Consider the following 12,682-nt stretch of genomic DNA (forward strand, 5'->3'; position numbering starts at 1 on the left):
TCACACAGAAAGGACATAGATAGTGGGCGACTTTTACTCCGCCCGCAGCGGGCCAATCCCGCCGCTACCGTGGTCTAGTTTTCCACCGCCGTTCCCACTTGCAAGCAATGACCGTCCCCCTTAGGCTGCTCAAGGTAGTAACTTCTTCATTTCAAGGTAATGGACGCTCTATGAAGGTTCTGGCTGTCAGCATATTCATGGCAGTGGATTTTCTATTGATTGGCACCCACATCACGCTGTGGATGCTGGGAGTGAGGGTGCCACTATTCAGTATAGAGATTGATAGATCTTACCCAGAGTTTTATCAGTATCTCAAGTTCTTCTGGCTATTCTATTTGTCCATAGTCCTTGCGATACGACGCGGAGAGGCGGCATTTGTTTTCTTGGCAATTATTTTCTTGGCTCTGCTTGTTGTTGATTCATTCGGGATTCACGAATCGTTCGGGAGCAAGATTGCGTCAACTCTGACTCTGGAGCCTATCTTGGGTCTGCGCCTTCAGGAATATGGCGAAATGTTCGTTATGGCTTCCTTGGGAGCCTCAAGTTTCCTGTTGTGGGGCATTGCCTATTCCCTCGCCCGTGCCGATCAGCGATACATCATTGTGTTCACGGGAAAGATGCTGCTGTTATTAGCACTTTTCGGCGTCGTAGTTGATATGGTCCATCAGATGATGACCAGAGTCGGACGAACCGCCTATTTCATAGCTGGGTCTATTGAAGATGGCGGTGAAATGCTGGTTCTGAGCGTGTTGGCTGGATTCTTCGTCGTTTACAGCCTTTCAAGCAACAGGATGGCTCCTTTAGCGAATTTCCCGAAGGGGTCGTTAGGCACGCCGCCCTGAAGAGGGGCGCGGGCTTTTAGGAGGCTTCAGGAGTTCGCTGTTTCTGCCCATAAGCAGAGATAGCAGGGCAGTTTCCGAACTGGTTTAGAACTGCTCGGAATGAATCCATCGCTATTGGAATGATGCTTCAGTCGGGTTGTTCAGCATCGGGTTTCAACCGTGATTGCTTCAAGTCATCTTTGGCGTATGGGTTGTCTATCAGGCAGTCATAGGTGGAAAGAATATCCTGATAGTCACCTGGTGCTGAAACAGACCAAGGGTATTTGCGGCGAGGTGATAGGCAGTCCCAGTCGGGTTGTTGCCAGAACTTCTTTTTATTCGTTGTCGGCATGAACTCTTGATTGAATATCGGGGGAGGATACAGCGGTAGCAGACTTCTCCTCCCAAGGCAGTTTCTTGCGGTCTTTGGAGCGGGTCTTCGTCAGTTCAGAAGCCATCGCGCGGTTGTTTGTATGCCCATAAAAATTCTCAAGCATCTTCACCGATGTACCCATGTTGCGAGCCAACACATAGTGATTGACGCCTTCCTGTAATCGGAAGGTCGCATAGGTGTGTCGCAGGGAATAGATGACCCGTCTCTGCCCGTTCGTATCGTATTCAACGCCTGCTTCTTTGATGAGAGCGTTGAAGCCCTTCTTGAATGATTTGACTGGTGTTCCGTCTTGGTGGGCAAAGATGGGTTCACTCATGGGTGGCTTTTCACCACCGCGTTCTTTCGTCCGCAGTTCATGGATGCGCTGGAGGTAAATCAGCACATCTGGCGTTCGTGATACGACTTCTCGCGGTCCAGTCTTGCCCTTGACTTGAAGAACGATGTTCTCTTTGCCGTCGTCTCCGATGAAGGTATCAATATCTGACCACTTCAAGGTTCTGGCTTCACCTGGGCGTATACCTGTGTTGGCGAGGATGAGGACATAGTTGATCATCATGGTTCGGTCGCGAAGAATCGGTCCAGACTTATGTTTCGCGTCTTTCACCCATTCACGAAGAAATCGCGTCAGCTTTGCCCAGTCTTTTTCATTGAAGTGAGAGCGAGGGCTTTCAACAAGGGATGGGCGGTCAAACTCTACCTTCTTCTTGAAATGTCCTCTGCGGTAGCACCAATCGGCAAATACCTTGAAGTTACTCATTTCTGCGAGAATGGTGGTGTTGGACGGTGGCTTCCGCTTGTAGTTCTGCCGTCTCCAGTCAAACAGCTTGGTGACTTCCACCTCGTTCAGTTCGGTGAGTTTGTTCTTTGAGAAGTAGGGCAGGGCGTAGTTCTTGAGGAACTGAAGGATGTCTTCCACCCGCTTTGGCGATGGCGCTTCTGCGGGGTAGTTCTGCTCAAACTCAGCCAGCATTTTCGGGAAGTTCTTGCTTGTGACTACTTCGCCAATCATTACTCGCAGGCGAATCTCATCATAGAGTTTGTCGGCGAACTTGCGAGCTTCATAGAGGTCTGATGTGCCAGTCCCTCTGTAGAGGTAGCCTGTCCCGTTGGGCACTTTCAGTCGGCAGAGCCAAAGCTGTTTTGGGCGGTTCTCAAGCTGATAGAGGACGACTTTGCCGTCATGGAAAGACTGGCTGTTGATTACCTTATCTTTCGGCATAGAACCATTATAGCAGGACGTTACGGAAAGAAAACGTAATATGGTGGTAATACGATCAAAAACAGTAACTGAGCGTGTTTCGGTTATCTGCTATCTAACTGATTTTATTGAAGAAAACTGGTGCCGCTTAGGTGACTCGAACACCTGACCCCATCATTACGAATGATGTGCTCTACCAACTGAGCTAAAGCGGCTTCCCGTAACGGCGCGGGATATAGGGTATTTTGCGGAGGGCTGCAACCGTCGTGGCGCAGGCTTCCTCAGCCGTCGGCCGGGAGCGACCGCCGTGCCGGAACCTGTGGTGCGTCGAAGTCCTCGGGCAGGCCCGGGTCGTCGGGCGGGCGCTGGTGGATGACCATTTTGGGGGCTTCAAGGGACTTCGGCGGCGCCTCCTGGGGGGGCGGGGGCGGGGGCGGGGCCTGTTGCGGTTCTGGCGGGCGGATGGTGGCGGCTGGTTCGGCGATTTCGGGCATCTCGAAGGGCGCCTTCCATTCGCACGGCACGATCTCGCCGGAGACGGGCGAGACTGGCGTCCAGCGCGGGCTCGCCACGCCGTCCGAGACCCAGATCGGGTCCCTCGGTGCGGTGAGGGCCCGTGACAGCCATTCGCGTGCCCGGCCCTTGTCGCCCTCTGCCTCCTCGATGTCTGCCATCAGCGCGCAGATGCGGGCCTGCGGACGGTCGGCGAGCCAGGGGGCCAGCGCCTCGCGCGCCACGTCCCAGTGCTTGGCGCTGGCTGCCGCCCGGGCGAGCGCCACCGATCCCTCGAGTCCGCCCTTGTGCTCCTTCAGCAACTCGCGCACCCGGTCGTAGCGGGCCTCCGGCCCGTCGCCGGGGATGAGATGCGCCTGCAGCTCCGCAATGTCCGGGTGGGGCGAGAGCAGCCATGTTTCCTTGAGGATTTTCGAGGCCTTGCGGGTTGAGACCTGGGAGATCAGCACGCGCGCCGCGGCAAGCGCTGCTGGCACCAGTGCGGGGTCGAGCTTGTGCGCCTTCAGGGCGAGGTCGAGTGCCCGGGGTTTGTCGCCGTCCTCGCTCGCCAGGGCCTGCGCGGCGAGCACGGCCGCGTGCTTGCGGTTGCCCTCGGCCGTGGGCATCAGCCCGGACTTGATCTGCTGGCTGAGCGTTGCCGCCGCCGCCGGCCAGTCCCTGGCGGCGGATTGCAGCTGCAGCACCGCGCCCGAGGCCCAGGAGAGCCGCGGGTTCAGCGCCAGCGCGCGCTCGGCGTGGCGGCGCGCCGCGGCCATGTCGCCTGACTGGCGCGCATCAGAGAACAGCCCCCGCAAGCCCAGCGCCTCGGTATCGGGCGATTTCGTCATCGCCTCGAAGATGCGCTTCACCGAGGCGCGGTCACCCTTGAGCTGCGCGGCCTGTGCGGCCAGCACATTGACCAGCGGCTCGTCCAGCAGCGAATTGCCGGCAATGGCCGCATGCTTTGCCGCTGCGGTTGCATCCCCGGCGCCCGCCGCGATGATACCGCGTGAGAGCGATTCATAGCCCTTGCGGTTCTTGCGGTAGGCCCAGTAGCGGCCAACCGCCTGCGGGCTCGACCACAGCCTGCGGAACACGCTCCACACGAACCAGATGGCAATGACGCACAGCACCGCCACGACGACGCCTCTGATGAAGCTCATCTCGATTTCGCGGCCAAGCCAGCGGATGGTGAGTGTCCCCGGCCGGTCGGCGATCCATGCAAAGCCCGCCGCCAGCACAACGAGCAGGAAGAAGCGCCAGAGCAGCTTGATCATTGCTGCGCCCCTCCCAGCGCCGCGATCTGGCGCAGCACGGCGTCCGAAACCTCGGCGAGGGCGGCTTCCAGCTGCAGCCGGGCCGCGGCCCGGTCGCGCCATTGCACGAGGGCCATGGGCTTGTCGCCCTCGGCCGCATCGATCACGGCGATGGCCTGGTTCAGGTCGCCCGCCTCAGCGAAGCTCAAGGCTTGCCCGGCCACGCCCGGCCAGTCCGTGTCCCCGATGACGCGGATGTCCATGATGCTCGAGAGCGAGTCCATGAGGCTGCCAAGATAGCTGTTGTCTTGTGCTGCGGGTGCCTGGGGCTGCGGCAGCGCGGGTATGGCGGCGCGCAGTTCTTCCGTCAGGCCCGCGGCGTTGGGCAGCCCTTCCGCCGCCCGCGCGCCCACCGTCTGCAGGCCCGCCGCTGCGGGCACCATGCGCGCGATCCGGCCGTGCTCCTCGCCATAGCCGGTCCCGGCCGCCACCTTGGCCTTGAGGTCGGACAGGGCCTGGGAGAGGGCTGAGGTGACGGAGGCCGTGCCGCCGCCTGTGGCCTGCGCGGTGGCGGATTTGAGGCTTGCCATGTCCTTTTCCAGCGCGTCGATGCGCAGCCCCAGTGCTGCCAGTGCTGCCGTATCCGCGGGCGCGGCGCTGCCTGCGGAGGCGGCCGCGGCCTGTGACAGGGCGTTGCGGACGGAGGCCAGGTCAGCATCCGCCGTCTTGAGTGCTGTTTCAGCCCCAGCAATGCGCGCGTCCATGGCATCAAGGCGTGTGCCGAGATCGGTGAGGCCACTGAGCCCGGCAGAGGCGGATTTCGCCTCGGCCAGCGCGTCACCGGCGCTGCGTGCCGCCTCGCCCGCAGCCGCGGCCGCGCCGCCGGTGGCCTGTTTCAGGGTGGCGATTTCCCCGGCCAGCCCGCTGCCATTCGCCTCGAGGGCGTCGAGCCGCGCCTTCATCGCCGTCATTTCGCTTGAGGGGAGATAACCCGACAAGGCATCCCGGTAGAGCCAGCCCCCGCCGATCAGGCCAAGGATCAGGGCGCCAAGCAGCCACAGGGCGGTCCAGCGGCCGCCTTGCGCGCGTTCTGCCGGCTGTCCGGCGGGTTCCTGGCTGTCCCCCGTCCCCGCATCCGGCCGGGGCGTGTCCGGTTCGATCGTGATGTCCTCGGCGTCGAGGTCGATCACCTGCGGCCTGATGGCGTTGCTTCCAGTGTGGTTCTGATCACTCCTCATGGATGGACCTTACGGCTTCCCCTTGTCTGTGCAAGCAGGGCCAGCATGGCCTGCTCGTCGGGTGTTTCGGGCGTATTCTTAGCCCAGTCCTCTGGCAGAACTGAGGCAACATTCTGTGACAGGCAAAAATTCCTGACATGCGCTGCCTGCGTGGCAAGCCCGGCCTCGCGGACGAGTTGTAGCCAGATTCGCGCGGTACGCGGCGAGTAAAGCAGAACAGCATCGATTTCACCGCGTTGCAGGGCCTGTTCGGCCAGGCCGAGGCCCCTTGCCGGAACGGCGTCATAGAGCACTGCCCGGTGGCAGTCGAAGCCCGCCGCCGCCAGTTGCCCTTCCAGGTCGCCCGCGGTCTCCGCCCCTGAGAGATAGAGGATCGGCCCGTGTCCCGGGTCGAGCGCCCCGCGAACAAAGGCCGCAAGCCCGTCCACGTCGCCGCCATGCGCTTCTGCCGCAAAGCCCGCAGCGGTCGCCGCCTTCAGCGACTGCGGGCCAACCGTCAGTGTACGGATGGATGTCAGCCCGTGGCCTCCGGGCAGCGCGCGGATGCCATTGGCGCTCGTCACCGCAATCGCCTGCCAGTCCCGCTTGGGGATCGCAATACCATCGCGCGGCGCAATGCTCAGCAGCGGCGCCATCACCACCTCATGTCCCATCGCCTCGAGCTTCGCGCGGAGCGCGCCCGCGTCCTCCTCGGGCCTGGTGACGGCGATCCGCATCAGAAGGCGATGAGGCTGCCGCCCTCGGCCTTCACCTGCTCTCCCGCCTCGTGCCCCATGCGCGCCGCATCGGCGGGGGAGCCTTCGCGCGTGGTCTCGAAGCAATGCACGCCATCGAGCGTCAGCGCGTGGCCGCGGAACGTCACCTGGCCGTTCTCGATCCGCGCATGCCCCGCAAGTGGTGTGCGGCAAGAGCCGTCGAGGGCCGCGAGAAAGGCGCGCTCGCAATTGACGGCGATGGCAGAGGGCTCATGGTTGATGGCGGCCAGAAGATCGCGCGTGCCCTGGTCATCCGCGCGCGTCTCGATGCCGATGCAGCCCTGCGCCACGGCGGGCAGCATCACGTCGATGGGAACGAGCGAGGTGATCTTGTCAGCCAGGCCCAGCCGCTTGAGGCCCGCCGCGGCCAGGAAGGTCGCCTGCGCCACGCCGTCATCGAGTTTCTTGAGCCGGGTTTCCACATTGCCGCGGAACTGGATCACCTCCAGGTCGGGCCGGATGCGCTTCAGCTGCGCGCCCCGCCGCACGGAGGAGGAGCCGACAACCGCCCCCTTCGCCAGATCGCCGATGGACGCCGCCACCGGGCTCAAAAAAGCATCGCGCACATCCTCGCGCGGCAGGAGTGCTGCCATGACCAGGCCGTCCGGCAGCCTGGCCGGCATGTCCTTCATGGAGTGCACGGCGAGGTGGATCTCGCGGGCGAACAGCGCCTCCTCGATCTCCTTGGTGAACAGCCCCTTGCCGCCGATCTCGGACAGCGGTCGGTCGCGGATCCGGTCACCCGTGGTGGTGATCACCACGATCTCGATGTCCTCATCAGCCAGGCCATGCGCGGCCTTCAGGCGGCTCTTGGTTTCATTCGCCTGGTAAAGGGCGAGGGGGGAGCCACGGGTACCAATCTTCAGCTTCGGCATGTCAAATCCGGCAAGTGCTACAGTCCGTGACAGTCTTAGCTGTAAACTTCGCGGGCGTCACCTGCCGCAAGGGACCCTCATCCGGCCTGTCGGCCACCTTCTCCCATCGCGTCGCGACGGGAGAAGGGACCCGTGATCTGGCAGCGTCCCCTTCTCCCGTCCCGAAGGGATGGGAGAAGGTGCCCGAAGGGCGGATGAGGGCCTCTGTCCGCGTAACGGCCATTGCCTCCCTGCCTTTCCCCGCGTTATGCCCCTCCCATGACCCGCATTCTCGGCATCGAAACCTCCTGCGACGAGACCGCCGCCGCCGTTGTCGCGCGGGACGGGGCAGGGCGGGGCACGATCCTGTCCAATGTCGTGCTCTCGCAGTTGAAGGACCACGCGCCCTATGGCGGCGTGGTGCCGGAGATTGCGGCCCGCGCCCATGTGAACCATCTGGACCGTCTGGTGGCGCAGGCGATGGCGGAAGCCGGGCTGACCTATTCCGAGCTCGATGGTGTCGCGGCTACTGCAGGGCCGGGCCTTCTGGGCGGGGTCATCGTCGGTCTCACCATGGCCAAGGCCATCGCACTGGCGCATGGGAAGCCCCTCATGGCGGTCAACCACCTCGAGGGCCACGCCCTCACCGCCAGGCTGCTGGATGACGTGGACTTTCCCTATCTGCTGCTGCTCATCTCCGGCGGCCACACCCAGTTCCAGATCGTGGAAGGTGTCGGCCGCTACCACCGCCTCGGCACCACCATCGACGATGCGCTGGGCGAGGCCTTCGACAAGGTGGCGAAGCTCTTGGGGCTGGGCTACCCCGGCGGCCCGCAGGTCGAAGTTCAAGCCCGCAAGGGAGACCCGCGCCGCTTTGCCTTCCCCCGTCCGCTGAAAGGCCGGAAGGACTGCAACTTCTCCTTTTCCGGCCTCAAGACAGCAGTGCGCGAGGCGGTGAATGACCTTGGGCTCCTGACGGACCAGGACGTGGCCGATGTCTGCGCCTCCTTTGAGGCCGCCGTGGCGGAGACCATGGCAGACCGGCTCACCATGGCCGTCCATTTGTTCCGCGCCGCCCACCCGGCGGTCGAGAACCCGGCGCTGATCGTGGCGGGGGGCGTTGCCGCCAATCAGAAACTGAAGGCCGTGTTCGAGCAGGCAGCGGAGCGCTTCGGCCTTCGCCTCATCGTGCCGCCGCCAAAGCTCTGCACCGACAATGCCGCGATGATCGCCTGGGCCGGGGCGGAGCGTCTGGCGCTGGGCCTCACCGATGACTTGAGTGTTGCCGCCCGCGCCCGCTGGCCTCTGGACGAGACGCAGGCCCCCGTCTACGGCTCGGGCAAGCTCGGGGCCAAGGCCTGACCAATCTCATTTCGCAACAAGGACGGATACCATGCTCTTCGCTCTCCTCTGCACTGACAAGCCCAACAGCCTTGACCTCCGCATGCAGGTGCGGCCCGAGCACCTGACATATCTCGAAAGCCTGGGCTCGTCGCTCAAGGCGGCGGGGCCCTTCACCAGTGACGAAGGCTCGCCCATCGGCAGCCTCGTCATCATCGAGGCGGCGGACCGCGCGGCGGCACAGGTCATGGCCGCGAACGACCCCTATGCCAAGGCCGGCCTCTTCGCCGCGGTCGAGATCAAGCCCTGGAAGTGGCTGATCAAGAATCCGGAGGCCGCCTGATGCCGAACCACTGGCTGTTCAAGTCCGAGCCCGAGGTCTGGTCCTGGGCGCAGCAGAAGGCCAAGGGCAAGGCCGGGGAAGAGTGGACGGGCGTGCGCAATTATCAGGCCCGCAACAACATGCGCGCCATGAAGCTGGGCGACCGGGGCTTCTTCTATCACTCGAATGATGGCCGCGAAGTGGTGGGCATTGTCGAGGTCTGCAATCTCGCCCACCGCGATTCCACATCCGAGGTCGACACCTGGGAATGCGTCGACATCCGCGCGGTGGAGGACCTGCCGCGCCCCGTGACGCTGGATGAGATCAAGGCGGACCCGAAGCTCAAGGACATGGTGCTGGTCAACAATTCGCGCCTTTCGGTGCAGCCTGTCAGCGAGGCGGAGTTCAGGTACATCTGCAAGCTCGGCGGCCTCAAGCCTTGATCGCGGACCGGGCGGCGTTCATCCGCGCCAACACAACCGTCATGGCGCCGCCGCTCGTGCCGGAGATCAGCCTTCACCTTGCGCATGAGGCCGTGCCCCTCTGGCAGAAGACGGAGGAAGAGCTGGGCGAGATGGGGCTTCCACCCCCCTTCTGGGCCTTCGCCTGGGCGGGCGGCCAGGCGCTGGCGCGCCATGTGCTGGATGATCCCTCCCTCGTTGCGGGAAAGCGCGTGCTCGACCTTGCTGCGGGCTCCGGCCTCGTCGGCATCGCCGCGCTCAAGGCCGGTGCCGCGGGCACCCTGGCTGCCGACATCGACGGGTTTTCGCTGGCCGCAATCCGCCTCAACGCCGCGCTCAATGCCGTCGCCCTGGAGGTGACGGGCGAGGACCTGCTCGCGGCGGCTCCGCCTGCCTGCGAGGTGATCCTCGTCGGCGACCTGTTTTATGAGAAGGGCCTGGCGGAACGCGTGCTCTCCTGGCTCGCGGCGGCGGAGGAGCAGGGCATCCCCGCACTCATCGGCGACCCGGGCCGCAGCTACCTGCCGCGTGGCGAACTCACCAAGCTCGGGCAATACCGGGTCGAGGTGACACGGGATCTTGAGGACGCTGAGATCAAAATGACTTCTGTCTGGCGGCTGAGCCGGTATTGTTGAGGTAGAGTGCCCCCATCAGCACGGCCAGCGCCACGAACAGCCAGATATCCGCCCCGCCATAGAAGGCGAGCGCGATCACCACCGCCGCGGGGGTCGAGAGATAGACCGCCTGCACGGTGAAGACCGCCCCCTTCTCCTGGATCAGGGTGAAGAAGGCGATGCGCTCCAGCGTCCACATTCCGCAGGCGGCCAGCACCGTCCAATACGCGGCCATGGGCAGCTGCTCCCCCGACCACGTCGGCGCGAAGAGGATGAAGAAGGGGAGAGCCAGCAGGCCGGACCAGAAGGATTCGGCCACGCCCGCCGCCATGGCATGGACCTTGGGTGGCCACCACACGGCAGCAAACCAGTTATAGGCGGAATAGAGCACGGGAAGCGAGAAGGCGGCGATCAGCCACCAGGAGACGTCGCCCTGCAGCATGCCCTTCCGGGTGATGACGAGGATGGCGGTCGAGAGGAAACCCAGCATGATGGCGGCAAGCCGCCGCGTGGCGGCGCTTTCCCGCCCGGTTACCAGCGCCACCAGGTAATTGACGATCGGCGCCGTGGAGATGATGAGCGCCAGCTCGGTTGGCGGCACGTGCTGGGCGAAATGGAGTCCCAGCGCGAAGGGCACGTTCATCAGGATGGCACAGCCCAGCCCGAAGAACTGCAGCTTCCGGCCGCCCCACCAGTCGATGCCGCGCAGCTGGCAGATGAGCGCCAGCGCCAGCCCCACCCCGAAGCCGGTGAAGAGGATGACATGGGAAACGGGCATGCCGATCACGCCCCAGTGCCGGTACAGGCTGGGTGAGACGCCCCAGAACAGGCCAAGGATCAGAAACAGGCTCAGGTGCCGTGGAGAGGTCATGGCTGCTCTTAGACAGGAGTCTCATTGCAGGCTATAGAACGGATCGCCAAAAGACACACCAGTTCCGGCATGTATGGGAGGAATGCGCCTATGTCCGAGAAAGTCTATCCAGTCACCGCCTCTTGGAAGAAGAGGGCCTTCATCGACGATGCCGGCTACAAGAAGATGTATGCGGACTCGATCAAGGACCCGGCCAAGTTCTGGGCCAAGCACGCCAAGCGGATCGACTGGTTCAAGGCGCCCAAGAAGACCAAGAACACGACCTATGCCTACCCCAAGGTCTCGATCAAGTGGTTCGAGGACGGCATCCTCAACGTCTCCTACAACTGCATTGACCGGCACCTGAAGAAGCGCGGGGACCAGGTGGCGATCATCTGGGAGGGGGATGACCCGTATTACGACAAGAAGATCACCTACAACGAGCTTCACGAGCACGTCTGCCGCTTCGCCAATGTGCTGAAGAAGAACGGCGTCAAGAAGGGCGACTGCGTCACCATCTACCTGCCGATGATCCCCGAGGCGGCCTATGCCATGCTGGCCTGCACACGGATCGGCGCCGTGCACTCGATCGTCTTCGGCGGCTTCAGCCCCGACTCGCTCGCCAGCCGCATTAACGATGCGAATTCCAAGCTCATCATCACCTCGGATGAAGGCCTGCGCGGCGGCCGCAAGGTGCCGCTCAAGGTCAACACCGACGAGGCGCTGAAGCGCTGTGCCGGCAATGAGAAGGTGCTCGTCGTGCGCCGCACCGGCGGCCAGGTGGCAATGACGCCGGGCCGCGACATGTGGTACCATGAAGAGGCCGCCCAGGTGACGGCCGACTGCAAGCCGGAAAAGATGAAGGCGGAGGATCCGCTGTTCATCCTCTACACCTCCGGCTCCACCGGCAAGCCCAAGGGTGTCCTTCACACCACGGGCGGCTATCTCGTCTACACCGCGATGACCCACCAGTATGTCTTCGACTATCATGACGGCGACATCTACTGGTGCACGGCGGATGTGGGCTGGGTGACGGGCCACAGCTATATCGTCTATGGGCCCCTCGCCAATGGCGCCACGACGCTGATGTTCGAGGGCGTTCCCAACTATCCGTCGAACTCCCGCTTCTGGGAGGTGATCGACAAGCACAAGGTCAATATCTTCTACACCGCCCCCACCGCCATCCGGGCCCTGATGGGTGCGGGCGAGGCGGCCGTGACGCGCACCTCGCGGAAGTCTCTGCGATTGCTGGGCTCCGTGGGCGAACCCATCAACCCCGAGGCCTGGGAATGGTACCACCGGGTGGTGGGCGACCAGCGCTGCCCCATTGTCGACACCTGGTGGCAGACCGAAACCGGCGGAATCCTCATCACGCCGCTTCCCGGCGCCACCAAGCTCAAGCCCGGCTCGGCGACCAGGCCCTTCTTCGGCATCCGGCCCGCGCTGGTGGACGACAAGGGCGAGTTCCTTGAGGGAGCGGCCTCCGGCAATCTGGTGATCCTCGATTCCTGGCCGGGCCAGATGCGCACGGTCTATGGCGACCATGACCGCTTCGTGCAGACCTATTTCTCCACCTATAAGGGCATGTACTTCACGGGTGACGGCTGCCGGCGTGATGCCGATGGCTATTACTGGATCACCGGCCGTGTGGACGATGTGATCAACGTGTCCGGCCACCGGTTGGGCACAGCGGAGGTCGAATCGGCACTGGTGTCCCATCCCAAGGTCTCCGAGGCCGCAGTGGTCGGCTACCCGCATGACATCAAGGGCCAGGGCATCTACTGCTACGTGACCCTGATGGCGGGTGAGCAGGGCGGCGACGACCTGCGCAAGGATCTCGTGGCCCATGTGAGGAAGGAGATCGGCCCGCTGGCGACCCCCGACAAGATCCAGTTCGCCCCGGGCCTTCCCAAGACGCGCTCGGGCAAGATCATGCGCCGCATCCTGCGCAAGATCGCCGAGGACGACTTCGGCGCGCTGGGCGACACCTCGACGCTGTCGGACCCGGCCGTCGTCGACGACCTGATCGCCCAACGCCAGAACAAGAAGGGCTGAGACACTCCGGAATGCCGCAGCAAGGAGGGGG

At 63.4% G+C, this 12,682-nt stretch carries 13 protein-coding genes and 1 tRNA gene; 6 read left to right on the forward strand and 8 right to left on the reverse strand.

The genetic code is table 11. The features are described 5' to 3' along the window. Positions 1 to 170: 170 nt before the first annotated feature. On the forward strand, positions 171 to 842 hold the full coding sequence (locus tag ACILRA_RS11405; protein ID WP_395662221.1) for a hypothetical protein: 672 nt from the start codon (positions 171 to 173) through the stop codon (positions 840 to 842). Between the two features lie 127 nt (positions 843 to 969). Here ACILRA_RS11405 and ACILRA_RS11410 read toward each other — a convergent pair whose 3' ends face one another. From ACILRA_RS11410 to hemC, 7 genes are all read right to left on the reverse strand, one after another. Continuing rightward, the gene (locus ACILRA_RS11410) at positions 970 to 1,173 is read right to left on the reverse strand and encodes a hypothetical protein (protein ID WP_395662222.1); all 204 of its coding nucleotides are present in this window, start codon (positions 1,171 to 1,173) and stop codon (positions 970 to 972) included. Continuing rightward, on the reverse strand, positions 1,157 to 2,434 hold the full coding sequence (locus ACILRA_RS11415; RefSeq protein WP_395662223.1) for a tyrosine-type recombinase/integrase: 1,278 nt from the start codon (positions 2,432 to 2,434) through the stop codon (positions 1,157 to 1,159). The genes ACILRA_RS11410 and ACILRA_RS11415 overlap by 17 nt, the downstream gene beginning before the upstream one ends. 118 nt (positions 2,435 to 2,552) lie before the next feature. Further along, a tRNA-Thr gene (locus ACILRA_RS11420) sits at positions 2,553 to 2,628 on the reverse strand. Positions 2,629 to 2,694: 66 nt separating this feature from the next. Further along, positions 2,695 to 4,182, reverse strand: coding sequence for a heme biosynthesis protein HemY (locus ACILRA_RS11425; protein WP_395662224.1), 1,488 nt, complete (start codon positions 4,180 to 4,182; stop codon positions 2,695 to 2,697). Continuing rightward, positions 4,179 to 5,399 (reverse strand): COG4223 family protein, encoded by a 1,221-nt coding sequence (locus ACILRA_RS11430; protein WP_395662225.1) that lies wholly within the window; start codon positions 5,397 to 5,399, stop codon positions 4,179 to 4,181. The genes ACILRA_RS11425 and ACILRA_RS11430 overlap by 4 nt, the downstream gene beginning before the upstream one ends. After that, entirely contained in the window at positions 5,396 to 6,115 is a 720-nt protein-coding gene (locus ACILRA_RS11435) for a uroporphyrinogen-III synthase (RefSeq protein WP_395662226.1), read from the reverse strand. Before ACILRA_RS11435 ends, ACILRA_RS11430 begins: the two co-directional genes overlap by 4 nt. After that, positions 6,115 to 7,029, reverse strand: a complete 915-nt coding sequence (hemC, locus tag ACILRA_RS11440; RefSeq protein ID WP_395662227.1) for a hydroxymethylbilane synthase — start codon at positions 7,027 to 7,029, stop codon at positions 6,115 to 6,117. Before hemC ends, ACILRA_RS11435 begins: the two co-directional genes overlap by 1 nt. 258 nt (positions 7,030 to 7,287) lie before the next feature. Here hemC and tsaD point away from each other — a divergent pair, with 258 nt between their 5' ends. The 4 genes from tsaD to ACILRA_RS11460 are packed head-to-tail and all read left to right on the forward strand — an operon-like array spanning position 7,288 to position 9,767. Further along, entirely contained in the window at positions 7,288 to 8,370 is a 1,083-nt protein-coding gene (gene tsaD, locus ACILRA_RS11445) for a tRNA (adenosine(37)-N6)-threonylcarbamoyltransferase complex transferase subunit TsaD (protein ID WP_395662228.1), read from the forward strand. Positions 8,371 to 8,401: 31 nt separating this feature from the next. Beyond that, positions 8,402 to 8,692 carry a YciI-like protein gene (locus tag ACILRA_RS11450; RefSeq protein ID WP_395662229.1) on the forward strand — a complete coding sequence of 97 codons (291 nt, stop codon included), beginning with the start codon at positions 8,402 to 8,404 and terminating at the stop codon, positions 8,690 to 8,692. After that, on the forward strand, positions 8,692 to 9,114 hold the full coding sequence (locus ACILRA_RS11455; protein WP_395662230.1) for an EVE domain-containing protein: 423 nt from the start codon (positions 8,692 to 8,694) through the stop codon (positions 9,112 to 9,114). The genes ACILRA_RS11450 and ACILRA_RS11455 overlap by 1 nt, the downstream gene beginning before the upstream one ends. Positions 9,115 to 9,155: 41 nt before the next feature. Then, entirely contained in the window at positions 9,156 to 9,767 is a 612-nt protein-coding gene (locus ACILRA_RS11460; RefSeq protein WP_395662233.1) for a class I SAM-dependent methyltransferase, read from the forward strand. Here the strand turns inward: ACILRA_RS11460 and ACILRA_RS11465 are convergent. Continuing rightward, positions 9,727 to 10,617 (reverse strand): hypothetical protein, encoded by an 891-nt coding sequence (locus tag ACILRA_RS11465; RefSeq protein ID WP_395662231.1) that lies wholly within the window; start codon positions 10,615 to 10,617, stop codon positions 9,727 to 9,729. The two genes, ACILRA_RS11460 and ACILRA_RS11465, sit on opposite strands and share 41 nt — an antisense overlap. Positions 10,618 to 10,707: 90 nt before the next feature. On the opposite strand from ACILRA_RS11465, the gene acs reads away from it, so the two are divergent. Continuing rightward, positions 10,708 to 12,651, forward strand: a complete 1,944-nt coding sequence (acs, locus tag ACILRA_RS11470; protein WP_395662232.1) for an acetate--CoA ligase — start codon at positions 10,708 to 10,710, stop codon at positions 12,649 to 12,651. The last annotated feature ends 31 nt before the right edge of the window (positions 12,652 to 12,682 follow it).

Source organism: Aestuariivirga sp. (genome assembly GCF_044239095.1).
GTDB lineage: Bacteria > Pseudomonadota > Alphaproteobacteria > Rhizobiales > Aestuariivirgaceae > Aestuariivirga.

Coding starts and splice junctions, on each gene's coding strand:
- ACILRA_RS11405 (WP_395662221.1), top strand. CDS start 171: ATGAAGGTTCTGGCTGTCAGCATATTCATGGCAGTGGATTTTCTATTG.
- ACILRA_RS11410 (WP_395662222.1), bottom strand. CDS start 1,173: ATGCCGACAACGAATAAAAAGAAGTTCTGGCAACAACCCGACTGGGAC.
- ACILRA_RS11415 (WP_395662223.1), bottom strand. CDS start 2,434: ATGCCGAAAGATAAGGTAATCAACAGCCAGTCTTTCCATGACGGCAAA.
- ACILRA_RS11425 (WP_395662224.1), bottom strand. CDS start 4,182: ATGATCAAGCTGCTCTGGCGCTTCTTCCTGCTCGTTGTGCTGGCGGCG.
- ACILRA_RS11430 (WP_395662225.1), bottom strand. CDS start 5,399: ATGAGGAGTGATCAGAACCACACTGGAAGCAACGCCATCAGGCCGCAG.
- ACILRA_RS11435 (WP_395662226.1), bottom strand. CDS start 6,115: ATGCGGATCGCCGTCACCAGGCCCGAGGAGGACGCGGGCGCGCTCCGC.
- hemC (WP_395662227.1), bottom strand. CDS start 7,029: ATGCCGAAGCTGAAGATTGGTACCCGTGGCTCCCCCCTCGCCCTTTAC.
- tsaD (WP_395662228.1), top strand. CDS start 7,288: ATGACCCGCATTCTCGGCATCGAAACCTCCTGCGACGAGACCGCCGCC.
- ACILRA_RS11450 (WP_395662229.1), top strand. CDS start 8,402: ATGCTCTTCGCTCTCCTCTGCACTGACAAGCCCAACAGCCTTGACCTC.
- ACILRA_RS11455 (WP_395662230.1), top strand. CDS start 8,692: ATGCCGAACCACTGGCTGTTCAAGTCCGAGCCCGAGGTCTGGTCCTGG.
- ACILRA_RS11460 (WP_395662233.1), top strand. CDS start 9,156: ATGGCGCCGCCGCTCGTGCCGGAGATCAGCCTTCACCTTGCGCATGAG.
- ACILRA_RS11465 (WP_395662231.1), bottom strand. CDS start 10,617: ATGACCTCTCCACGGCACCTGAGCCTGTTTCTGATCCTTGGCCTGTTC.
- acs (WP_395662232.1), top strand. CDS start 10,708: ATGTCCGAGAAAGTCTATCCAGTCACCGCCTCTTGGAAGAAGAGGGCC.